Origin of the sequence: Sphingomonas sp. NCPPB 2930, from assembly GCF_042867205.1 — a bacterium.
Taxonomy (GTDB): Bacteria; Pseudomonadota; Alphaproteobacteria; order Sphingomonadales; family Sphingomonadaceae; genus Sphingomonas.
Window position 1 is genome coordinate 206,965 of record NZ_JBHZQU010000003.1, and the last position, 21,688, is coordinate 228,652.

Consider the following 21,688-nt stretch of genomic DNA (forward strand, 5'->3'; position numbering starts at 1 on the left):
ATGACGATCGACCAGGCAGGCACCTATTCCTTCGCAGGCCGCCAAGTGAAGCGGCTGGGTTACGGCGCGATGCAGCTCGCCGGGCCCGGCGTGTTCGGTCCGCCGCGCGACCATGATGCGGCGCTCGCCGTCCTGCGCGCCGCCGTCGAGGCTGGGGTCAACCATATCGACACCAGCGATTTCTACGGCCCGCATGTCACTAACCAGCTGATCCGCGAAGCGCTGTCCCCCTATTCCGACGAGCTGCTGATCGTGACCAAGATCGGCGCGCGGCGCGGTGACGACGCCTCATGGCTGCCCGCGTTCGAACCGGACGAACTGACCCGCGCCGTCGAGGACAATCTGACGAACCTGGGGCTGGAGACGCTCGACGTCGTCAACCTGCGGCTGATGTTCGACGTCCACGGTCCGGCGGAAGGGTCGCTCGCCGCGCCGCTAAGGGCGGTCGCGGACCTGCAACGCCAGGGGCTGGTACGTCATATCGGGCTCAGCAACGTGACGCCGACGCAGTTCGAGGAAGCCCGCGACATCGCGAAGATCGTCGGGGTTCAGAACCAGTACAACCTCGCCCACCGCGACGACGATCGCTTTATCGACGCGCTGGCGGCGGAAGGCGTCGCCTATGTGCCCTTCTTCCCGCTCGGCGGGTTCAGCCCGCTCCAGTCGGCGGCGTTGTCCGACGTGGCGGCGCGGCTCAAGGCGACGCCGATGCAGGTGGCGCTCGCCTGGCTGCTCCAGCGCTCGCCCAACATCCTGCTGATCCCCGGCACCTCCTCGGTCGCGCATCTTCACGAGAATCTCGCCGCCGCCTCGCTGACGCTGCCCGAGGATGCGGTGGCGCAACTGAACGCCATCGGCGGGTAATCAGGCCGTCCGGTTGGCGAGCACGGCGTCGAGCAGACCGGGAAAGCGCCGGTCGAATTCGGCGCGGCGCAGCGTGTTGATCATTTCGCGCCCCGCTTGCGTCGTCTCGATCAGCCCGGCCGCGCGGAGCAGCTTCAAATGGTTGGACAGCGTGCTCTTCGGGATGGACTCGCACGGGGCGGCGTCGGTGCAGCTCAGCCGTTCGGTCGCGGCGAGCCGCGCCACCATGGCCAGCCGATTGGGATCGGCCAGCGCATGCAGCGCCAGATCGAGCGGAACGTCCTCCAGCCGGGGATGGGTGAAGCGGGGCATGCGACAGATATAGGGCCCTACGGTAAATTTAATAGTTCGGGATTATTGAACCATTAAAGCATGCCCCCATCTTCTGCCTGCCGACAGCGCACGACATCGTGGTCGCGGGCCCAGTTTTTGGAGAATGCACATGTCCCTTGCAGGCAAGACAGCGCTCGTCACCGGTGGTTCGCGCGGTATCGGCTCAGCCATCGCCAAGCGGCTCGCGGCGGATGGCGCGGCCGTGGCGATCACCTATGCCGGGAACAAGGCAGCGGCCGACGAGACCGTGGCGGCGATCGAGCGCGCGGGCGGCACCGCCTTCGCCTTCCAGGCCGATGCCGCCGATCCGGCCTCGCAGCGCGCGGGTGTCGAACAGGCCGCCGCAGCTCTGGGCGGGATCGACATCCTGGTCCACAATGCCGGTGTCGCCGAATTCTCGACGCTCGCCGAGGATACCGACGAGACCTATGACCGCCAGTTCGGCGTCAATGTGAAGGGCCTCCATGTCGGCACCCGCGCGGCGCTGCCGCATCTGCGTGATGGCGGCCGGATCATCCTGATCGGCAGCATCTCGGGCGAAATGGCCTTTCCCGCGACCACGGTCTACAGCGCGACCAAGGCGGCGGTGGCGGCACTGGCACGCGGCTGGGCCAAGGACCTCGCGTCCCGCAACATACTAGTCAACACCATCCAGCCGGGACCGATCGACACCGACATGAACCCCGCCGACAGCGAGTTCGCGGGGCAGGTGCTGCAAGCGATCCCGCTCGGCCGCTATGGCAAGGTCGAGGAGATCGCAGGCGCGGTCGCATTCCTCGCCGGACCGGATGCGAGCTATATCACCGGCACGACGCTCAACATCGACGGCGGCGCGACGGCATAAGACCGGTGATCGCCCCCCAGGTCGGAGGGACCGCTGATGCGTCGGCGAGTATGATCCGTAAACTCTACCCCCATACTCGCCAGCCCGTCCGGCCGGCCGCTGGATAAGACCCTAAACATGACGCGCGCCGCCCTTCCCGTAACGGCGGCGCGCGTCGACTTGCGTCCATGCCTCATGGCAACAGCGGAACGATCTGCCAAATGACGGCCCCGTCACGGGCGATCCTGCGGGATCGAAGATCGCGATGGGCTTGCCTCAGCCAGTCCGGCAGGACATGCTCGTATCTATGGCGACCCGTCACGTCCGATCCGTCTTTCTGAGCGCTGCGCTGGCTTTGCTGGCGGTGTCCGGGCTGATCGGCTTGTCGGGTTGGCATAGCGCCTTGGTGCATGACGAAGATGCCGTCCATGCCGTCGTCATACTGCACGACGATGCCGCGTCGCACAGCGATCCGGACGCGCCCCTTCATGCGCTTGCGCATACGGTCGGCCAATGGGTCGTCCATGCCGGCGTCACGCCTCTCGCGCGCATGATCGACGCCCCCGCCATCCGCTGGACGATCGCCATGGAAGACCGGCTCGGAGGTATCGCCCCCGCGACCTTGCTGAGGCCCCCGCGCCGCTGAGCCCGGTTGGGCGCTTCGGCGCCAACAGGCTTCCCATGTGGCAGGAACAGCGAAGATATGAACGGTTATATTGGCCGGGCGCGCATGATGGCGCTTGCCGGTACGCTGGCGGCGCTATGCCCTGCCGGTGCGAGCTGGGCGCAGACCGCGCCTCCTTTCCCGGAATTGCTGCGTCGGGCGCGCGATGCGCCGCGCGTTGCCGCGCTCGACGCCGATGTGGCGCAGGCGCGCGGCCATGCCGAACAGGCGCGGGCGCGTCCCAATCCGTCGATCAATCTCTATGGCGAGAATTTCGCGGGCGACCTGCGCACCAATGCCCGCGACCAGCAGCAGACGACGTTCCAAATCGACCAGCCGATCGAGCTCGGCGGCAAGCGCGCCGCGCGGATCGCCGCCGGGGATGCGGCAGTGGCAGCCGCGTCGGCGCGCGGGGTCGAAGGGCGCAGCGCCTTCGCGACCGAACTGGCGCGTGCCTATGCGGCCGCCGAGATCGCGGACCGCCGCATCGCACTGGCCGAGGATGAGGTCGAGGAAGCGACCGACGTGCTCAAGGTCGCCCGCGCGCTGGTTGCGGCGGGCAAGGAAGCCCGGTTGCGCCAGGTCCAGGCCGAGACCGAGCTGCATACGATGGAGTCGGACCTGGAAATCGCCCATGCGCAGCGGGTCGGTGCGCTTGCCCGGCTGGCGGCACTGGCGGGATCACCCACGCCCTATACGGGTCTGGCGGAGTCCCTCATCGATCGTGTGATTGCGCAGCCGCCGAGTGGTCCGGTCGACCCGCGCCAAAGCGCGACCGTGCGGCTCGCCATGGCCGAACGCGAGGCTGCCGCCCAGGCCGTCACCGTGCAACGGCGGCACGCCACGCCCGATATCACCGCCCAATTGGGGGTACGTCAACTGCGGGTCGCCAGAGGGCCCGCCATCGTCGCGGGCGTGACGATTCCCCTGCCGGTGTTCGATCGCAATCGCGGCAATATCGCCGCCGCCCAGGCCGAATTGCAGGGCCGCGAGGCGCGAGCCGCCGCCGCCCGACTGGAAGCCGAAGCAGGTGCCCGTTCCGCACTGGCCCTGATCGCGGCGACTGACGCGCGGGGTGTCGCGGCACGCCGCACGCTCGCGACGGCGGAGGAAGCCTATCGGCTGGCCCGCCTTGCCTATGAGGCGGGCAAGGCCCCGCTGAGCGAGCTTCTGAGCGCTCGCCACAATCTCGGCGCCGCGCGCGGCGTCATTCTGGACGCCGACATCGCACGCTTCGACGCGCGCGCCTCACTCGCTCGCCTCGCAGGCCTCAGCATTACCGGAGAACCGGTCCAATGACCGCCCGATATCGTCTTTACGGAGGGACCACGCTCGGCCTGGCGGCGGCGGCCACGCTCGGCTTCGCCGCCGCGAAGCTGACCCAGCCCGGCGCACCGCCTACCCCTCCCCCCGCCTCTCCGTCCTCGACCAAGACCGGGCCGCGCGACACGCTGGCCATCTCGCCACAGGCCATAACGGCCTCGCAGATCGCCGTCTCGGCCGCAGGCACGGGGGAGCTGGACCAGGCCGTGATCGCCACCGCCACCGTGCAGGCCACGCCCGACGGGGATGCCATATTGACCGCCCGCGTGCCGGGCACCGTCACGCGCATTCTCGTCCGCATGGGGGACACGGTACGCGCCGGACAGGCGCTGGCGTTGATCGAAAGCCGCGACGCCTCGCAGATCACCGCCGACCGCGCCACCGCCATGGCCCGCGTCGGGCTGGCCCGGCGACAACTCGCCCGCGAGCGCGGGCTGCTGGCGCAGGGCGTATCGCCGCGCGCAGACTATGAGGCGGCCGAAGCCAATCTCGCCGTAGCGCAGGCCGATGCCCGTCGCGCGGGTGCGGCGGCGGGCGCGGCGCGGGTGACGAGGGACGGACGCTCCGTCGCCGTCACCAGCCCCATATCCGGGCGCGTCACACTGACCGAGGCGAAGCTGGGGCAATATGTCGCCGCCGAGACCAATTTGTTCCGCGTCGCCGATCCCCGCCGTCTGGAGATCGCGGCCGCCGTGCCCCCGGCAGAAGCCGCGCGAATCCGGGACGGCGACCGGGTGGAACTCGTCACCCGCGAGGGGCAGACCGTTGCGGGCCGGGTCCGCGCCGCGACCGGGGTAGTCGATCCCCAGTCACGCACCGCCACCGTCATCGTCACGCCGCTCGCCTCCACGGCCGCGCTCGCGCCGGGTCAGCTTGTCCAGGCCCACATATTCGCCAGCGGCGGTGCCGCGCGGAATAGCATCATGATCCCGCAAGACGCGGTGCAGACGCTGGGCGAGCAGGAGGTGGTCTTCGTCCGCACGGCGCAGGGCTTCCGCGCGCGGCCGGTCAGGATCGCGGGCCGGGCGGGCGGCATGGTCGCCATCGCCGACGGCATCACGGCGGGCACGAAAATCGCCACGACCAACGCCTTTCTGATCAAGGCGGAACTCGAAAAGGATATGGGGGGCGAGGAATGATCGCGGCCATCCTGTCCGGCTCGGTCCGGCTTCGCTGGCTGGTCGCGGTCCTGACGCTGGCCGTTATCGTGGTCGGCGCGTGGCAGATCACGCAGCTCCCGATCGATGCCGTGCCCGACGTCACCAATCGCCAGGTGCAGGTCAGTACCTTCGTTCCCGCGCTGGGCCCGGTCGATGTGGAAAAGCAGGTGACCTTTCCCATCGAAACGGCGCTGGCCGGCATTCCAGGTCTGGAAATGACCCGCTCGCTGTCGCGCAACGGCTTCAGCCAGGTAACGGCGGTGTTCACCGATGCCACCAGCATCTATTTCGCGCGCCAGCAGATCGCCGAGCGACTGGCCCAGGCAAGGGACAGCCTGCCCGCCGGGGTCCAGCCGAATCTCGCCCCGCTAAGCACCGGCCTGGGCGAAATCTTCTTCTATTCCATCGCCTTTCGCCATCCCGATGGGCGCGGTGCGCCCCGGATCGACGGCAGGCCGGGCTGGCAGAGCGACGGCAGCTATCTGACGCCCGAGGGCGCAAGGCTCACCACCGAACTCGCCAAGGCGGCCTATCTTCGCACCGTGCAGGACTGGATCATCCGGCCGCAGATGCGCACCGTGAAGGGTGTGGCAGGGGTCGATTCCAACGGCGGCTATGTCAAACAATATCTGATCGAGCCGAACCTGTCCGCGCTGGCCGCCTATGGCATTTCCATGACCGAGCTGGCCGATGCGGTGGAGCGCGCCAATGTGTCGGCGGGGGCGAATTACGTCCGCCGCGCGGGCGAGAGCTTTCTGGTACGCGCCGACGCGCGGCTGAAATCGGTCGAAGACATTCAGGACGCGGTGATTGCCACACGCAATGCCGTGCCCGTCCGGGTGCGCGATGTCGGCCAGGTGACGATCGGCGGCGCGGTCCGCACCGGCTCCGGCAGCCGCATGGGGTCCGAGGCGGTCATCTCGACCGTGCTGATGCTGGTCGGCGAGAATAGCCGCATCGTGTCGACCGCCGTCGCCGACAAGCTCGTCCGGATCAACCGAACGCTGCCCCCGGACGTCTTTGCGGAGCCGGTCTACAACCGTTCGAAACTGGTCAACGCCACCATCGCCACCGTACGCAAGAACCTGTTCGAGGGCGCGCTGCTCGTCATCGTCATATTGTTCCTGCTGCTCGGCAATGTCCGCGCCGCGCTGATCACCGCGGCCGTCATCCCGATCACCATGGTGATGACCGCGACCGGCATGAACATGCTGGGCGTCTCGGGCAATCTGATGAGCCTTGGCGCGCTTGACTTCGGACTGATCGTCGACGGGGCGGTCATCATCGTCGAGAATGCGCTGCGCCATTTGGCCGAGCGGCAGCATGTCGAAGGACGACTGCTGACTCGCGCGGAACGGTTGGAGACCACCGCCGCCTCGGCGCGCGAGATGATCCGGCCGACCGTCTATGGCCAGGCGATCATCTTCCTGACCTTCGCGCCGCTTCTCACCTTCCAGGGGGTGGAGGGCAAGACCTTCGCACCCATGGCGATCACGCTGATGATCGCGCTCGGCTGCGCCTTCATTCTTTCGCTGACCTTCGTACCCGCGATGATCGCGATCTTCATAAAGGGGCGCGTCGAGGAAACCGAAGTGCGACCGATCCGCTGGTTCAAGGCGCGCTATGCCCCCGTGCTCGCCCGCGCAATCACCCGGCCGCGTCCCTTCGTGCTGGGCGGGGCGGCGGTGTTCGTGGCCGCGATCCTGGGCTTCGGGTGGCTGGGTGAGGAGTTCATGCCGCAGCTCGACGAAAAGGATATCACGGTCACGAACTTTCGCGTGCCCTCCGCCTCGATCGACCAGTCGACGCAGATGCAGATGCGGATCGAGAATGCGCTGAAGACGCTGCCCGAGGTGGCGCTGGTCTTTTCCAAGAACGGCAATGCCGATCTGGGCACCGATCCGATGCCACCCAACGCGTCGGACACCTATGTCATCCCCAAGCCCGAGAACGAGTGGCCCGCAGAGGTGCGGTCCAAGGCCGACATCATTCGCCGGATCGAGGAACGGATGAAGCAGGTCATCGGTAACCGCACCGAGATCCAGCAGCCGATCCAGATGCGGTTCAACGAACTGATCGCGGGCGTACGCGCCGATGTCGCGATCAAGCTGTACGGCGACGACCTCGACGCCATGGGGGACGAAGGGCAGAAGATCGCCGATGTCGTGCGCACGATTCCGGGCGCGGCGGATGTCAGCGTCGAACAGACCGACGGTGCGCCGACCTTCGACGTGCGGATCGACCGTCAGGCGGCGGGGCGTCTGGGCCTGTCGGTCGATGCGGTCGCGGCGACCGTCGCGGCGGCGCTCGGCGGACGCGAGGCCGGTTTGCTATTCGAGGGGGATCGCCGCTTCGCGGTCGTCGTGCGCCTGCCCGACGTGCAGCGCGACGATATCGACACGCTGGGCGCCATCCCGGTGATGCTCCCCGCCGCCGAGGGCCAGACCGCCCGCTCGGTTCCCCTGCGCGAGGTGGCGAGCTTCCACTACACCCAGGGGCTCAACCAGATCAGCCGCGAAAATGGCAAGCGGATGATCACCGTGCAGGTGAATGTCCGGGGCCGCGACCTGGGCGGCTTCGTCGCGGAAGCGGAGGCGCGGATCGCGAAGATGACCCTGCCGCCGGGCATGTACACCGAATGGGGCGGCACCTTTCAGAGCCTGCAATCGGCGCAGCTTCGCCTGATGCTGGTGGTGCCGATCTGCTTCCTCGCCATCTATGCGCTGCTGTTCATGGCACTTGGCGGTTTCGTCCCCGCGCTGATCGTGTTCTCGGCGGTGCCGATGGCGCTGGCGGGGGGCGTTTTCGCCCTGCTGATACGGGGCATCCCTTTCTCGATCACGGCGGCGGTCGGCTTCATCGCACTTTCGGGCGTGGCGGTGCTGAACGGACTGGTCATGATGAGCGCCATCGCCCGCCACCGCGAGATGGGCGAGGCGGACGATCAGGCCATCGCCGAAGGCGCGATGGAGCGGGTGCGTCCCGTCCTGATGACGGCGCTCGTCGCCTCGCTGGGCTTCGTGCCGATGGCTCTGGCGACCGGTACGGGCGCGGAGGTGCAGCGGCCGCTGGCGACGGTGGTGATCGGCGGCCTCATCACCTCGACCGCGCTGACGCTGGTCGTGCTGCCCGCGATCGCGGCGTGGGTCTCGCGCCGCACCAGGGCACCGGAACGACCCGGAACGGAACGCCTGGCCCGGACCTGATCCGGGGCCTGCCCCCGGTCGCCGCCGGGGCAGGCAAAGGACGTGCTTTGCATCGCCGCCATGGCGGCATCTTGTTCGCATGGACGGCGAAAGACGGTCAAAGCTGCGGTCGATCCACGACTAGCCTCTGGTGACATTGGCAAAGGAGTGATGACGTGGCGAAGCGAACGACGCTGATCTGGTCCACCGTCCTGTCCGCAGGGCTCTCGATCCCCACCATGGCCGACGCCCACGGCATCTGGTTCGCGCAGCGCGCCAAGCAGATCGCCATCATCTACGGCATCGGCGGCGACGACCTGGAGGCGGTCAAGCGCCAGCCGAATATGGAAAGCGTGCAGGCCTGGGATGCCGAGTTGAACCCGATCCGGGCGCAGCTCCGCGCGGCAGGGCCGGTCGTGCTGGTGGACACCGACGCCCCGCCGACGATCGTCAGCGCGGTCCTTCAGAACGGCACCTGGTCCAAACTGCCCGATGGCGAATTCGTCAAGAAACCCAAGGACGAGGTGCCCAATTCCGTCAAGAGCGAGACGACGATCAAATATGCCACGATGATCAAGGGGCCGCTGGCAAAACCTGTGCCGTTGATCCCCGCGCAGACGCTGCAGATCGTGCCGGTCGGCACCCTGCCCGACAAGCTGGGCACGCCGATGACCTACCGCGTGTTCTTCAAGGGCAAGCCTGTCGCGGGCGCGACGATCATCAACGACATGGTCAACGACCCCGATGCGGCCGAGATCGCGACCGGACCCGATGGCGCCGTCACCCTGCCGGTGCGCAACCAGGGATTGAACGTCCTGCGCGCCGTCTATGTCTCTCCGTCCGATCAGCCGGCCAAGATCGACCGTTACGAACACACCGCGACGCTGTCCTTCACCTTGCCGCACGCGCCCGAGAAATGACCCCTGACCGCCAGCGGAGACCGATCATGAAATACGCCATCGCTTGCCTTCCCCTGATGCTCGCCGCGTCACCCGCCCTCGCCCATGGCGACGACAAGCCCCGCCATGGCGGGCAGGTGGTCGAGGTCGGGGACACCGTGTTCGAGTTGGTCCGCGCCAAGGGCGGCGTATCGCTCTATGTGATGGAGGATGGTGACGAGGTGCCCGCGTCCGGAATGTCGGGCAAGCTGGTCGTGACCACGGGCGCCAAGAAGACCGAGATCGCGCTGACCCCGGCCACGCGCAACCAGTTCGTCGCCAAGGGCGCGGTCGTCGCCCCCGGATCGAAGGTCGGCGTCCTCCTGATCGACCGTCAGACCCAGGCGCGCCAGACGGCGACCTTCGTGATCCGATGACCTGCGGGATGCGACGCAGGGTGCTGCCGCTGGTCGGCATCGCCCTGGCGGTCGGTTGTCACGGCATGGCCGCCGCACACGGCGTCGCCGAGGGGGACAAGGCGTTCATCCAGAACAATCCGGGGATCAATATCATCCCCTATCTGTATCTGGGCGCCAAGCACATGGTCACCGGATACGACCATCTGCTGTTCCTGTTCGGCGTCATCTTCTTTCTCTATCGGCTGAAGGATGTCGGCACATATGTCACGCTGTTCGCCATCGGGCACAGCACGACCCTGCTCGCGGGCGTGTTCTTCAACATCCATGCCAATCCCTATCTGATCGACGCGATCATCGGCCTGTCGGTCGTCTACAAGGCGCTGGACAATCTGGGAGCGTTCCCGATGCTGATCGGGTTTCAGCCCAACCAGAAAGCCGCGGTACTGATCTTCGGTCTCTTCCACGGCTTCGGTCTTGCGACCAAGCTCCAGAGCCTGATCGCGTCGCGCGACGGATTGGTCCCCAATCTCGTCAGCTTCAATGTCGGGGTCGAGATGGGGCAGTTCCTGGCCCTGTGCGCGATCCTGTTTCTCATGACGCTGTGGCGGCGCTCGCCGAACTTCGCGCGCCGCGTCGTCGTCGCCAATACCGTGCTGATGAGCGCGGGTATCGTCCTGACCGGCTATCAGTTCGCCGGTTTCCTGATGGAGAAGGCCGCATGACCGCCACGCTTACCACCGATCCTGCCGTCGCATCCCCTCGCACCGTCGGACGCGCCTCGCTCGCCGCACTGGGCGCGGGCGCCGCGATCCTGACCCTGTTCGTCCTACCCGCCGAATATGGGATCGACCCGACCGGGGTCGGCCGCCTCCTGGGCCTGACACGCATGGCGAATGGCGGCGAGGAGACGGAGGACGCCCCCGCCCCCATGATCGGCACGCCCGACGCCATCGCGATACCAACCCAAACCAAGGCCAACATCGCCCGCGTCACGCCCTTCCGCTCCGACGAGAAGACCGTGACGCTCGCCCCCGGCAAGGGCGTCGAGGTGAAAGCACGGATGAAGGCGGGTGACAGCTTCAACTTCCGCTGGAACGCCTCCGGCCTCGTCCGAGCCGACATGCACGGCGAGCCTATCGGCGGCGGCGAGAGCGACTTCACCGACTATTGGAAGCAGAAGAATGTCCGCTCCGGTCAGGGCAGCTTCACCGCGCCCTTTGCCGGCACGCATGGCTGGTACTGGAAGAACCGGGGGGCGGTGCCGGTGACTCTCGTCGTCCGGCTCGACGGCTTCTACGACAGCGCATTCATACGCGATTGACCGCTTCGGGCGGGGCGTGGCCGATCACATGGCGGAGATCGGCGGCTCGCAAATCCCCGCCCAGGCCACCAGCCCAACGATCGCCACCGCAGCGGCCAGTTCCAGCGACAGGCTGATCCGCAAAGCCCGCAGCCCCTTCTGTCCGGATGCGATCAGGCCGGGGGTCAGCCAGTATCGGTTCGCGGAGGCGAGCATCAGCATGGCCCCGAACAGCGCCAGCTTGGCGATCATCAGCCGACCGTAAAGGCTCTGGGGCAACCGTGTGATCCCATCGACCCCGATCAGCATCGCGGCATTGACCAGTCCCGTGGCCAGGATAGTGGCAACAATCACGCTGCCCACGCCCGCAAAGCCCGCCAGCGCTCGTGCCGCCGCCTCGTGATCGGGCTCGCGGCGGACGACAAGACCAAGAAAGACGATCAGCGCACCGATCCACGCTCCGACCGCCAGCATATGGACGATATCGGCACCCAGGTGGATCCAGCCGACCGCGCCGGAGTCCATGGCACCATGCCCGTTCCAGGCCAGGGTCGCCGTAGCGCCCGCCGCGAACAGTGCAACGACGGACCGTGGCACGATCGACCGCACCAGCAATGTCAGAAGCAGCGCCCCGAGCAGCATCAGGCGCATCACAAAGGCCAGCCCCGGCGCGGTGTCCCGGAGGAGCATGGTCAGCAGGTCGCCACTCAGGGCGGCATAGTCGCCGCCGGTCATCGCAACGGCCAGCAGGACGAAGCCGATGGCCGACGCAAGAATGGCAAGGACGGTGACCGCTACCAGCGGCCACCGCCCTCCTTTTGCGAACAGGGCCAGTCCGAACAGTCCGGGAAGGATGGTCAGCGACAATCCCCGCGCAAGGATCAGCGCGGCCTCCGCCATGGGTCAGCCGACCTGAATCTTGTAGCTGCCGGTGATGCGATGCGTGTCGGCCGACACGACATGCCAGTCCACTTGATACTGGCCACGCGGCAAGGGTGACGCAGGAACCAGGACCAGCGAACGCCCGTCCGCCCCGACCGAGGTCTTCACGGGGATGGCATGCCCGGCCATGCCAGGCATGATCATGGTCAGCTCAGCCCCCGACATCGGGGCGATCAGCTTTTCGGAGAAGTTGAGGACCAGAGTCCGCGGTGCCGTCGCGACCGTGGTGTCGGCCGCGGGACTGGCGCCGAGCAGCTTGGGATGCGCCAGGACGGGCGCGGAAAGGGACGCAGACAGGGCCAGGCCGAGCAGGATACGACGCATGGGATCGAACTCCGATTGGGGGTGAAGAACCGTTGCCCTTCAATACGCGGGCGGAGCGGCCGCCCCTCACCCGCCATGGTTTTTTCGAACCAGGCCGGGGGGAAGACGGCCGCCCACCGATCAATAGGAATAACCGATCCGGACCATGAACTGACGCGGTGCACCCGGCAGCGTCCACAGCCGCGAATAGGAACTGGGGAAATAGTGGACGTTGAACAGGTTGGTGACCTCGCCCGAGATACGCAGCCGGTCGGTTGCCTCGAACGCCGCGGTCATGCGGGTCAGCGTATAGGCGGGCAGATAGTAGAAACTGCCGTTGGCAAAGCGGTAACCGGTCTCGCCCAGGCGCTTGCCGACATAATTGACACCCGCACCCACGGTCAGGCGCTTTTCACCAATATCGAAATCCTTGAAGACCAGCGCGCTGCCGCTGTTCTTTGCGATGTTGATCAGCGGATCGCCTTCGCGCAGGCCGAAGCCGAAATTGGGGTCGAGCGCATCCTGCGCCACTTCGGCATCGATATAGGCATAGTTCAGCTGGACCCGGAACCCGGCGGGCAGCTGGCCCGACAGCTCGGCTTCGACGCCCTTGCTTCGTGCCTTGCCGACCGCCAGCGAGAAATTGGCGTTGATGGGATCGGCGGTCAGGACGTTGTTCTTGTTGGTCTTGAACAATGCGACCGTGCCGGTCAGCCGCTGGTGGAGCAGCGAAACCTTGGCCCCCGCCTCATAGGAGGTGGTACGCTCGGGCACAAAGGCGTTGCCGTTCGCGTCCGTGCCGTTGTTCGGGCGGAAACCACGTCCGTAATTGGCGTAGAGCGAGAATTGCGGTCCGAACAGGTACGTCGCACCCACCGAAGGGCTGAACGCGGTGCGGAACTGCTGCGCGCGGCGGCGCGAGACACGGTCGTCAATGATCTGCTCGAACTGGTCGTAGCGGCCGCCCGCGCGCAACTTCAGTCCGTCCGTGACGTCGATCTGATCCTGCAAATAGGCACCCCAGCTATATTGACGCTCCAGATAGCTCTGGAACGCGCCGGTGCTGGGCAGCTTGCCATAGGCGGGATCGAAGATGTTGATGCGATTGCCCGCCGCCAGATTTCCGGCCGTCTGCGATGCGACGGCTGGCGGGCGATAGCGGTTCTGGACAATGTCCAGCTCATAATCGTCCCAGTCGGCACCGACGATCATATGATGGGTCAGCGGCCCGGTATCGAACGTGCCGCTCAATTCCCCGCGGAAGGTCAGGTCGGTAGTCTTGTAATCCCGGTCGCGTCGCTGGCGCGAAAGAGTGATGCCGTCGGTGTAGAGCCGCTGGCGCCCTGCAGCCAGCTCCGCTTCGGTCGACACGCCCCGGAAGAAGGTGTCGCGATAGCCGACGCCCAGGATGATCGACCAGTTCTTGTCGAAATCATGCTGCAACTGGGCCTGGTGGCCCATGGCGCGGACATGGACGGGTCCGTCGCCCGGCTCGCCGAAAAAGCGGTTGCGCGGAATGAGAGACAGATCGCCGGTCGGCGCGACGATACCGCGATCGAAGGTCACTTTCTGGTCGATGAACTCGAACTCATAGCTGGCCGAGCTGTCCTCGCCCAGTTTGACGAGGAAGGAGGGCGTGACCGTAATCTTCCGGCTGGAATTGAAATCACGGAAGCTGTCAGCCGACTCCGCCGCGCCCGTCACGCGCATCGCGATGCGCGACGACAGCGGCACGTTGAAGTCGCCCTCGCTGCGAAAGGTGTTGAAGCTGCCCGCCGACAGGATCGCGCCGCCGTGCAGGTCGAACCCCGGCTTCTTAGTGATGATATTGACCGTACAGCCCGGCTCGCCGCGCCCGAACAGCGAGGAATTGGGGCCCTTCAGCACCTGGATCTGCTCGATATTCGAGGTGTCGCGCGATCCGCCATAGCCGCGCGCGGCGTTGAACCCGTTGACCAGATAGTTGCTGGCCGAGCCTTCGTCCCCCGAAAAGCCACGGCAGGCGAACACGTCGAACAGGCCGCCGAAATTATTCTGGCGGGCAATGCCGGTTGCAAAGTCCAGTGCGTTGTCCAGCCGGGTTACACCCGCATCGCGCAACGTCTCGGCCGACAGGACCTGGATGCTCTGGGGCACCTCGATCGTGGGGACGGCGGCGACATATTGCTGGCGCTGGCCCTGCACGACGATGTCGGCCTGCTGGGGTTCCTCAGCGATCGCCGCGGTCTTGGGATCGCCATCGGCCGCCCCCGCCGCCGGACGAAACGCCACCGGCACCGTCTGCGCCGAGACCACCGTGGATGTCGTGATCGCCAGAGCGGCGACGCTGAACGATAGCAGATGTCGATAGCGCATATATTTTCCCCCGAAATGATAGTGGCAGTCGCATCGTCCTCTTCGTGACGGCGCCCTGGCCTTCGTCGCGGTCTTCGTGGACCGGCGGGCCATTGTGTCGCCCTCTCTGCGATGCCGGCATCATGGGCAGCAGCGACAAGCATTTTATTGCGAAGCCGTGACCGGATCGGAACGAAATGCGGATTTGCGCGCACCTCACCGACACGATCTTGCCGCCGGAGGAGGCGGGTCTGCCGGGGCGCCGCCTTCAGGCGGGCAGTAGGATCCGGGCCAGTTGGGCGAACCACGCGATGCCAGAGGGAATGACCGCATCGTTGAAGTCATAGCCGGGGTGATGCAACGGCGCGGCATGGCCATCGTCGCGCTGCCCGAGCCACAGATACGCGCCCGGCCGCGCCCGCAGCATGAAGGCGAAATCCTCCGAGGTGAAGGCGGGATCGGCAGCAAGCTGCGCATCCGGGCACACCGCGCGAGCCGCCGCCAGTGCGATGTCGGCGCTGTCGGCGTCATTGATCGTCGCAGGGTAGTAGCGGATATAATCGACCGACACCTGAGTCTCGCTCGCCCGCGCCACACCTTCGCAGATCGCCCGCAGCGACGCCTCGATGCGGTCCTGCACCGCCACCGAAAAGGTGCGCACGGTGCCGGTCAGCCTCACCTCCGCCGGGATGACATTGTGCGAATCCCCGCCGGTGACCTTCGTGACCGACAGCACCGCGCTTTCGGTAGGGGCGACGCGGCGCGCAACGATCGTGTTCAATTCGCCGATCAGGGTGGCAGCGGCCAGTATGGCATCCGGAGTCTGGTGCGGCATGGCGGCATGGCCGCCGCGCCCCGAAATGGTGATGTCGAAGCGGTCCGCCGCCGCCATGATCGGTCCGTGCCGCGTCCGGGCGCTGCCCAGCGGCAGGTCGGGCCAGTTGTGGAGCGCGAACACCCGGTCGCAGGGGAACCGGTCGAATAGCCCGTCCCGCACCATCGCATCCGCACCACCCAGCCCTTCCTCGGCGGGCTGGAAGATGAAATGGATCGTGCCGGAGAAATCGCGGGTCCGCGCCAGAAACCGCGCTGCCCCGATCAGCGTCGCGCTGTGCCCGTCATGGCCGCAGCCATGAAAGACGCCCGGCGTCGTGCTGGCATAGGGCAGCCCCGTCGCTTCCACGAAGGGCAGCGCATCCATGTCCGCGCGGAAACCGATCGCACCGTTGCCGGGGCCGTGACGCAGCGTGCCGACGACCCCCGTGCCGCCGATCCCGGTTGTCACCTCCAGCCCTGCGGACCGGAGCGCATCGGCGACGATCCCCGCGGTGCGATGCTCGTGAAAGCCCAGTTCCGGATGCGCATGAAGATCACGCCGAAGCGCAACGAGATGGCCGAGTTCCTGGGCATCGATGGGCATAAGCAGACCTTCCGACAACGTCAGCCGCGATCCTCGAACAAGGTTTCGATAGGGTCGTAACGCTTCACGATCGGCGACTTGAGGACGATATAGCTGAAATATTTCTCGATCCCGAAATCGCTCTCGAGAATGGACTCGATCAGTTCCTGATATTGCGAGACGTTGCGGGTGATGAACTTGATCAGATAATCATATCCACCGCTAACCAGATGACATTCCACGATCTCGGGCACATTGCGTGCGCGTTGTTCAAAACGGGAAAAGTCGCCGGTGCGATGATCCTTCAACGTCACCTCGGTAAAGACGGTCAGCGTCTCGCCCAGCTTGGCGAGCGCGACATGCGCGCCATAACCGGTGATATAGCCCGCCTTCTCCAGCCGCTTGACCCGCGACAGGCAGGGGCTGGGCGACAAGCCCACCGCATCGGCCAGGTCGACATTGGTGATCCGCCCGTTGCGCTGCAGCTGCGCCAGAATACGAAAGTCCAGTCGATCAAGTTTGGGCGCTGACGTCATGGTGGCGGATATACCCCTTCATTCCCCGTACGAACCGCGATCATCGCAGCGCGGCCCGCACCTCCTGTTGCTCGGCGACATCATCCAACGTGCGCGTCAACCGCGCAAGCAAGGTCGCCATATCCGCCTCGTCGCAACTGATCGCGGGGGCAAGCCCGATCGTCCCGTCGGCAAAGGCGCGGAAGATGATGCCGTGGGCATAGCCTGCCCTCGCCAACCGGTCGGGCAGGCCCAGCGCCGGGTCGAAGCGCGTCTTGGCGGCCTTGTCGGCGACAAGCTCGATCCCCGCCAGCATCCCCGCCTGTCGCACGTCGCCGACCAGCGGATGATCGGCGATCGCCGCCAGCCCGTCGGCCAGCTGCGGCGCGCGGGCAAGACCGTTGGCGATGATGCCGCCTTCGTAAAGGTCGAGCACTGCCATCGCCACCGCCGCCGCGACCGGATGTCCCGAATAGGTGGCGCCGTGCCCGATCGGCAGGTGATTGTCGGGACCGTCTGCGATGCCGTCATAGACCTCCGCCGACATCAACACCGCGCCCATCGGCACGTAACCGGCGGTCAGCCCCTTCGCCAGCGTCATCAGGTCGGGCGACACGCCCTCATGCTCGCAGGCAAACATCGGCCCCGTCCGGCCGAAACCGGTAATGACCTCGTCGACGACCATCAGGATGCCGAGTTCGGTGCAGGCCGCACGAATGGCGGCCAGCCACCCCTTGGGCGGTACGATCACGCCCGCCGAACCCTGCACCGGCTCGGCGAAGAAGGCCGCGACATTCTCCGCCCCAAGCTCGGCAACCTTGTCCTTCAGCGCAGCGACGCTGGCGGCGATCACCGCAGCCGGATCGTCGCCGGCCGCATGGCGATAGGGATAGGGCGCCGGAATGTGATGCTGCCAGCTGTGCGGCAGGTCGAACAGGCGGTGGAAGGCTGGCAGGCCGGTAATGCCCGCACCATTGGACGACGAACCGTGATAGCCCTTGTCGAGCGCGATGATATGCTTCTTGGTCGGACGCCCCCTGGCGTTCCAATAGTGAACGATGAAGCGCAGCGCGGAGTCGACCGAGTCCGATCCCCCTTGCGTGAAATAAACGCGGTCCAGTCCCTTGGGCGCCAGGCCCGCCAGCCGCTCGGCCAGCCGGATCGCCGGTTCGCTGGCATAGGAGAAATAGCCGGTCGCATAGGGCAGACGCCGCATCTGTTCGGCGGCCGCCTCGACCACGCTGTCGTGACCATAGCCGATATTGACGCACCATAGCCCGGCAAAGGCATCGAGAAGGCGATGCCCGTCGCTGTCGGTCAGGTACATGCCCTGCCCCTCGGTCAGCACGGTCGCGCCCCGCGCCTCATGCCCGCGCCATGACGTGACGGGATGGATGAGGTGGCGGCGATCCGCCTCGATCAGCGAATTGGAGAACATGACTGGCCTTATTGTCTTGAATGATGCCAGCTTAGGCGTCCGGTACGGCGGAAGGGGCCGCTCGCCCCTTTCCCGGCATGGGAAGCTGCCGAGTTTTCCGACCCGGCGGCAGATTATGCCGCCCCCGTCCTCAACCGATCGCCGCCGCGATCGCCTTGCCGCATTGCACGGTGTCGGCGGATCCCTTCAGATCGCGCGTGCGGCCGCCCTGGCTGGCCAGCACCGTCTCGATCGCAGTGACGATGGACGCCGCCGCAGCCGTCTCGCCGAGGTGATCGAGCATCATCGCCGCGCACCAGATCTGGCCGACCGGATTGGCGATCCCCTGCCCGGCGATATCGGGCGCCGAGCCATGGACCGGTTCGAACAGCGACGGAACCGCGCGATCCGGATTGATGTTGCCGCATGGCGCGATGCCGATCGTGCCGGTGCAGGCCGGGCCCAGATCGGACAGGATGTCACCGAACAGATTGGAGGCGACGACCACGTCGAAGCGGTCGGGATTCATCACGAACTGCGCGGCGAGGATGTCGATATGATATTTGTCTGTCCGCACCTCCGGGTATTTCTCCGCCATCTCCGCGACGCGACTATCCCACCAGGGCATGGTGATCGCGATGCCGTTGGATTTGGTGGCGGAGGTCAAATGCCTGGCAGGCCGCTTCTGCGCCAGTTCGAACGCATATCGCAATATGCGGTCGGTGCCGGTACGGGTCATGACCGTTTCCTGAAGCACCACCTCACGGTCGGTACCGGGAAAAGCGGTGCCGCCGATCGCGGAATATTCGCCTTCGGTATTCTCACGCACGATCATCATGTCGATGTCGCCGGGCTTCCGCCCCGCCAACGGGCAAGGCACGCCCGGCATCAGCCGCGCCGGGCGCAGATTGACATATTGGTCATACTCGCGCCGGAACTGGATCAGCGAATCCCACAGTGAGATATGATCGGGCACGGTGTCGGGCCAGCCTACCGCGCCGAAGAAGATCGCATCGACATCGCCGATCCGCGCCTTCCAATCCTCGGGCATCATCCGACCGTGGCGGACATAATAGTCGCAACAGGCGAAATCATGCCATTGCTGCTCGACGGTGAAGCCATAGGCCGCCGCCGCCGCCTCCAGTGCGCGCACGCCTTCGGGGACGACTTCCTTGCCGATCCCGTCGCCGGGGATCACCGCAATCCGGTAATGTCTCACAGGCCCTTCAATCCCCCCCAATGGAACGCCTTGGTTTCCAGATATTCCTCGATCCCCTCGCGCCCACCTTCCCGGCCGAGCCCGGAAGCCTTGATCCCGCCGAACGGCGCCATCTCCATCGCCAGCGCGCCCGTGTTCAGCCCGACCATGCCGAACTCCAGCGCCTCTCCCACGCGCCAGGCTCGGTGCAGGTCGTCGGTATAGAAATAGCTGGCCAAGCCGAACGGCGTCGCATTGGCGAGCGCGACCGCCTCTTCCTCGTCGCGGAAGCGGAAGATCGGGGCGACCGGCCCAAACGTCTCTTCGGAGGCCAGCCGCATGTCGGGCGTCGCTTCGGTCAGCACCACCGGCCGCGCAAAGCGCGCATCCCCGCTCACGCCGTCGGGGGCAGCGGCGATATGGGCGCCCTTGGCCAGTGCGTCGGCGACATGCTCGGCGACCTTGGTCGTGGCGGCGGCGTTGATCAGCGGACCAATGGTGACCCCCGCCCGCCGCCCATCCCCGACGCGCAAGGCACGCACCGCCTGGCCCAGCTTTTCCACGAAACGATCGTGAATGCCGTCCTGCACGAACAAGCGGTTGGCGCAGACGCAGGTCTGTCCGGCATTGCGGAACTTGGAGGCCATCGCCCCGGCCACCGCCGCATCGACATCGGCATCATCGAACACGATGAAGGGCGCGTTGCCGCCCAGTTCCAGGCTCAACCGCTTCAGCGTGTCCGCGGACTGCCGCATCAGCAGCGCCCCGACCCGCGTCGATCCCGTAAAAGACAGTTTGCGCACCACCGGCGAGGCGGTCAGCGCCGCGCCGATCGCCTGGGGCATGCCGGTGACGATGTTGACGACACCCGCCGGTATCCCCGCGCGTTCGGCCAGCCTGACCAGCGCCAGCGCCGTGAAGGGCGTGAGCTCGGACGGCTTGATGACGACGGTGCACCCCGCCGCGAGCGCGGGCGCGACCTTGCGGGTGATCATCGCGGCGGGAAAGTTCCAGGGGGTGATCGCTGCGCACACGCCGACGGGCTCGCGGGTCGCCAGGATGCGGCGGTCGGTGGTCGGCGCGGGGATCATGTGCCCGGCGATCCGCCGCCCCTCGCCCGCAAACCATTTGACGAAACTGGCGGCATAGCCGATTTCCCCCTTCGCCTCGGCCAGCGGCTTGCCCTGCTCGGTGGTCATGATCGCGGCCAGTGCATCGATATGGTCGAGGATCAGCCGGTGCCATGCCTCGAGCAGGGTCGCGCGATCGTCCGCCGTGCGGCGCCGCCATCCGGGCAACGCAGCGGCGGCGGCGGCGATCGCCGCCTCGGTCTCGGCCGTCCCCGCCGCCGGAATCGTCCCGATCGTCTCGCCGGTCGCCGGATCGGTCACCTCGAGCGTCGCGCCGTCGTTCGCGCCCGTCCAGGCACCATCAATCAGCATCGTCTCGATCAGCAAGCCGGTCGCGCGCAGGTCCTGAGCGTTCAGCATAGCGCCTGGCTCACGATCGCAAAGCCGGTGCCGGGTGCGGTGCCTTGCGGCTCCCCGCCCCTTACCATCGTCACCACCCGGCCGACGCGGACCAGCCCCAGTTCCTCCAGCCACGCCCCAAGCCCGCTATCGCCCGGAATGTCCAGCCGGATGAATTCACCGCTGCGCGATCCGATCCACTGGGCGATCAGTGCCTTGGCGCGGGTAGCGTCGGGCGCGATCACCGGCCCGACGACATAGCCGCGTCCGAACCGGCGGAAAAGCGCCGCCCCGGTCACCGTATCGCCATGCGTCAGCACGACGCCGTGCGCCTTCTCGCGCAACAGCGTCATGACCGACGGACGATCGAGGCCGGTCGCCGCGTGGACCAGCGAATCGACGACCGCGCCGTCGCGCTCCCCCATCGGCCGGATACGCTCCCCCGGCTCCAGTGGAACCAGCGGGGCCTGAAACGCCGCCCCCTGATGCTGGAGGATTTCACCGACGCCGCGAAAGCCGAGCTTGCGATAGAGCGGCAGCCCATCCTCGGTCGCGTTCAGCATGATCGCAGCGTCGGGGCCCAGCGCGGCCGCAATCTGGTCGAGCACCGCGTCCATCACGATCCGGCCGAGGCCAGCCCCGCGATGACGGCGCGAAACGATCACCATGCCCAGCGTCGCGGTGGCCGGACCGGCCCGCCACCACATCGTCGTGCCGATGATCTCGCCGTTCAGCTCCGCCACCGTGCCGGAGCCCACGGCCAGCATGTCGGCAAGGTCCTCCGCTCGGTGCGGCCATTGTTCGGCCTTGGCCAGCAGGTGCAGCGCGGCGACATCCTGCGGGGTCATGGCGCGAAGCCGCATCGTGCGATGCTCGACCTCGGCAGGGGGCAATTCGGCGCTTGTTGGCATGGTTTTTCGTTCCATCGAAATCCTCTCCCATTCTTTTATCGCAACCATGATGCAGGAGGTGCGTCGCTCACCGCCTTCCGAAGCATTTCACGTGCGATTTGGATGCCTGCACGGAATATCCTGCCGCATCGGGTATCACACCCCCATATTGCTGGCCCCGGCGCCTCTCGCGGCGGTTTCCCGCTGAGAAGGATGCGGTATGCTGTGCGGTCCCGATGGGTCGGATCGGCACATAAGACCGGCCGACAACG

At 66.6% G+C, this 21,688-nt stretch carries 20 protein-coding genes; 10 read left to right on the forward strand and 10 right to left on the reverse strand.

What is annotated here, in order from left to right; all coding sequences use genetic code 11:
* The gene (locus tag ACFX59_RS05985; RefSeq protein WP_387430575.1) at window positions 1–864 is read left to right on the forward strand and encodes an aldo/keto reductase family oxidoreductase; all 864 of its coding nucleotides are present in this window, start codon (window positions 1–3) and stop codon (window positions 862–864) included.
* On the opposite strand, the gene ACFX59_RS05990 is transcribed toward ACFX59_RS05985, so the two are convergent.
* Window positions 865–1,176 (reverse strand): ArsR/SmtB family transcription factor, encoded by a 312-nt coding sequence (locus ACFX59_RS05990; protein ID WP_387430577.1) that lies wholly within the window; start codon window positions 1,174–1,176, stop codon window positions 865–867. It abuts the gene before it with no gap.
* 130 nt (window positions 1,177–1,306) lie between these two features.
* On the opposite strand from ACFX59_RS05990, the gene ACFX59_RS05995 reads away from it, so the two are divergent.
* From ACFX59_RS05995 to ACFX59_RS06035, 9 genes are all read left to right on the forward strand, one after another.
* Window positions 1,307–2,041 (forward strand): SDR family oxidoreductase, encoded by a 735-nt coding sequence (locus ACFX59_RS05995; RefSeq protein WP_387430579.1) that lies wholly within the window; start codon window positions 1,307–1,309, stop codon window positions 2,039–2,041.
* Between the two features lie 286 nt (window positions 2,042–2,327).
* Window positions 2,328–2,666 carry a hypothetical protein gene (locus tag ACFX59_RS06000; RefSeq protein ID WP_387430581.1) on the forward strand — a complete coding sequence of 113 codons (339 nt, stop codon included), beginning with the start codon at window positions 2,328–2,330 and terminating at the stop codon, window positions 2,664–2,666.
* Window positions 2,667–2,723: 57 nt separating this feature from the next.
* Window positions 2,724–3,983, forward strand: coding sequence for a TolC family protein (locus ACFX59_RS06005; RefSeq protein WP_387430583.1), 1,260 nt, complete (start codon window positions 2,724–2,726; stop codon window positions 3,981–3,983).
* On the forward strand, window positions 3,980–5,146 hold the full coding sequence (locus ACFX59_RS06010; protein WP_387430585.1) for an efflux RND transporter periplasmic adaptor subunit: 1,167 nt from the start codon (window positions 3,980–3,982) through the stop codon (window positions 5,144–5,146). The genes ACFX59_RS06005 and ACFX59_RS06010 overlap by 4 nt, the downstream gene beginning before the upstream one ends.
* Window positions 5,143–8,373, forward strand: a complete 3,231-nt coding sequence (locus ACFX59_RS06015; RefSeq protein WP_387430587.1) for an efflux RND transporter permease subunit — start codon at window positions 5,143–5,145, stop codon at window positions 8,371–8,373. The genes ACFX59_RS06010 and ACFX59_RS06015 overlap by 4 nt, the downstream gene beginning before the upstream one ends.
* Window positions 8,374–8,528: 155 nt before the next feature.
* Window positions 8,529–9,272 (forward strand): DUF4198 domain-containing protein, encoded by a 744-nt coding sequence (locus ACFX59_RS06020; protein ID WP_387430589.1) that lies wholly within the window; start codon window positions 8,529–8,531, stop codon window positions 9,270–9,272.
* A 26-nt stretch (window positions 9,273–9,298) separates the two neighbouring features.
* Window positions 9,299–9,667, forward strand: a complete 369-nt coding sequence (locus ACFX59_RS06025; protein WP_309695047.1) for a hypothetical protein — start codon at window positions 9,299–9,301, stop codon at window positions 9,665–9,667.
* Window positions 9,668–9,675: 8 nt separating this feature from the next.
* Window positions 9,676–10,371 carry a HupE/UreJ family protein gene (locus ACFX59_RS06030; protein WP_307098364.1) on the forward strand — a complete coding sequence of 232 codons (696 nt, stop codon included), beginning with the start codon at window positions 9,676–9,678 and terminating at the stop codon, window positions 10,369–10,371.
* Window positions 10,368–10,970 carry a hypothetical protein gene (locus ACFX59_RS06035; protein WP_387430592.1) on the forward strand — a complete coding sequence of 201 codons (603 nt, stop codon included), beginning with the start codon at window positions 10,368–10,370 and terminating at the stop codon, window positions 10,968–10,970. Before ACFX59_RS06030 ends, ACFX59_RS06035 begins: the two co-directional genes overlap by 4 nt.
* Window positions 10,971–10,994: 24 nt before the next feature.
* On the opposite strand, the gene copD is transcribed toward ACFX59_RS06035, so the two are convergent.
* From copD to ACFX59_RS06080, 9 genes are all read right to left on the reverse strand, one after another.
* Entirely contained in the window at window positions 10,995–11,849 is an 855-nt protein-coding gene (gene copD, locus ACFX59_RS06040; RefSeq protein ID WP_387430594.1) for a copper homeostasis membrane protein CopD, read from the reverse strand.
* A gap of 3 nt (window positions 11,850–11,852) precedes the next feature.
* Window positions 11,853–12,215, reverse strand: a complete 363-nt coding sequence (copC, locus tag ACFX59_RS06045; protein WP_387430596.1) for a copper homeostasis periplasmic binding protein CopC — start codon at window positions 12,213–12,215, stop codon at window positions 11,853–11,855.
* Window positions 12,216–12,335: 120 nt separating this feature from the next.
* Window positions 12,336–14,549: a TonB-dependent siderophore receptor gene (locus ACFX59_RS06050; RefSeq protein ID WP_387430598.1), complete on the reverse strand. Its 2,214-nt coding sequence runs from the start codon at window positions 14,547–14,549 to the stop codon at window positions 12,336–12,338.
* Between the two features lie 247 nt (window positions 14,550–14,796).
* A complete protein-coding gene (locus ACFX59_RS06055) occupies window positions 14,797–15,948 on the reverse strand; it encodes a M20 aminoacylase family protein (protein ID WP_387430600.1) in 1,152 nt (383 codons plus the stop codon).
* Between the two features lie 20 nt (window positions 15,949–15,968).
* Window positions 15,969–16,463 (reverse strand): Lrp/AsnC family transcriptional regulator, encoded by a 495-nt coding sequence (locus ACFX59_RS06060; RefSeq protein ID WP_267433172.1) that lies wholly within the window; start codon window positions 16,461–16,463, stop codon window positions 15,969–15,971.
* Between the two features lie 40 nt (window positions 16,464–16,503).
* Window positions 16,504–17,880: an aminotransferase class III-fold pyridoxal phosphate-dependent enzyme gene (locus tag ACFX59_RS06065; protein WP_387430602.1), complete on the reverse strand. Its 1,377-nt coding sequence runs from the start codon at window positions 17,878–17,880 to the stop codon at window positions 16,504–16,506.
* Window positions 17,881–18,010: 130 nt separating this feature from the next.
* Window positions 18,011–19,078: a tartrate dehydrogenase gene (locus tag ACFX59_RS06070; protein ID WP_387430604.1), complete on the reverse strand. Its 1,068-nt coding sequence runs from the start codon at window positions 19,076–19,078 to the stop codon at window positions 18,011–18,013.
* Window positions 19,075–20,547 carry an NAD-dependent succinate-semialdehyde dehydrogenase gene (locus ACFX59_RS06075; RefSeq protein WP_387430606.1) on the reverse strand — a complete coding sequence of 491 codons (1,473 nt, stop codon included), beginning with the start codon at window positions 20,545–20,547 and terminating at the stop codon, window positions 19,075–19,077. The genes ACFX59_RS06070 and ACFX59_RS06075 overlap by 4 nt, the downstream gene beginning before the upstream one ends.
* The gene (locus ACFX59_RS06080) at window positions 20,541–21,437 is read right to left on the reverse strand and encodes a GNAT family N-acetyltransferase (protein ID WP_387430608.1); all 897 of its coding nucleotides are present in this window, start codon (window positions 21,435–21,437) and stop codon (window positions 20,541–20,543) included. The genes ACFX59_RS06075 and ACFX59_RS06080 overlap by 7 nt, the downstream gene beginning before the upstream one ends.
* Window positions 21,438–21,688: the final 251 nt, after the last annotated feature.

What these genes read in the sequence shown, in the direction of transcription:
- copD (WP_387430594.1), bottom strand. Translation starts at nt 11,849, where the DNA reads ATGGCGGAGGCCGCGCTGATCCTTGCGCGGGGATTGTCGCTGACCATC.
- ACFX59_RS06015 (WP_387430587.1), top strand. Translation starts at nt 5,143, where the DNA reads ATGATCGCGGCCATCCTGTCCGGCTCGGTCCGGCTTCGCTGGCTGGTC.
- ACFX59_RS06010 (WP_387430585.1), top strand. Translation starts at nt 3,980, where the DNA reads ATGACCGCCCGATATCGTCTTTACGGAGGGACCACGCTCGGCCTGGCG.
- copC (WP_387430596.1), bottom strand. Translation starts at nt 12,215, where the DNA reads ATGCGTCGTATCCTGCTCGGCCTGGCCCTGTCTGCGTCCCTTTCCGCG.
- ACFX59_RS06050 (WP_387430598.1), bottom strand. Translation starts at nt 14,549, where the DNA reads ATGCGCTATCGACATCTGCTATCGTTCAGCGTCGCCGCTCTGGCGATC.
- ACFX59_RS06030 (WP_307098364.1), top strand. Translation starts at nt 9,676, where the DNA reads ATGCGACGCAGGGTGCTGCCGCTGGTCGGCATCGCCCTGGCGGTCGGT.
- ACFX59_RS05985 (WP_387430575.1), top strand. Translation starts at nt 1, where the DNA reads ATGACGATCGACCAGGCAGGCACCTATTCCTTCGCAGGCCGCCAAGTG.
- ACFX59_RS06080 (WP_387430608.1), bottom strand. Translation starts at nt 21,437, where the DNA reads ATGCCAACAAGCGCCGAATTGCCCCCTGCCGAGGTCGAGCATCGCACG.
- ACFX59_RS06060 (WP_267433172.1), bottom strand. Translation starts at nt 16,463, where the DNA reads ATGACGTCAGCGCCCAAACTTGATCGACTGGACTTTCGTATTCTGGCG.
- ACFX59_RS06005 (WP_387430583.1), top strand. Translation starts at nt 2,724, where the DNA reads ATGAACGGTTATATTGGCCGGGCGCGCATGATGGCGCTTGCCGGTACG.
- ACFX59_RS05990 (WP_387430577.1), bottom strand. Translation starts at nt 1,176, where the DNA reads ATGCCCCGCTTCACCCATCCCCGGCTGGAGGACGTTCCGCTCGATCTG.
- ACFX59_RS06035 (WP_387430592.1), top strand. Translation starts at nt 10,368, where the DNA reads ATGACCGCCACGCTTACCACCGATCCTGCCGTCGCATCCCCTCGCACC.
- ACFX59_RS06065 (WP_387430602.1), bottom strand. Translation starts at nt 17,880, where the DNA reads ATGTTCTCCAATTCGCTGATCGAGGCGGATCGCCGCCACCTCATCCAT.
- ACFX59_RS06055 (WP_387430600.1), bottom strand. Translation starts at nt 15,948, where the DNA reads ATGCCCATCGATGCCCAGGAACTCGGCCATCTCGTTGCGCTTCGGCGT.
- ACFX59_RS05995 (WP_387430579.1), top strand. Translation starts at nt 1,307, where the DNA reads ATGTCCCTTGCAGGCAAGACAGCGCTCGTCACCGGTGGTTCGCGCGGT.
- ACFX59_RS06025 (WP_309695047.1), top strand. Translation starts at nt 9,299, where the DNA reads ATGAAATACGCCATCGCTTGCCTTCCCCTGATGCTCGCCGCGTCACCC.
- ACFX59_RS06000 (WP_387430581.1), top strand. Translation starts at nt 2,328, where the DNA reads ATGGCGACCCGTCACGTCCGATCCGTCTTTCTGAGCGCTGCGCTGGCT.
- ACFX59_RS06075 (WP_387430606.1), bottom strand. Translation starts at nt 20,547, where the DNA reads ATGCTGAACGCTCAGGACCTGCGCGCGACCGGCTTGCTGATCGAGACG.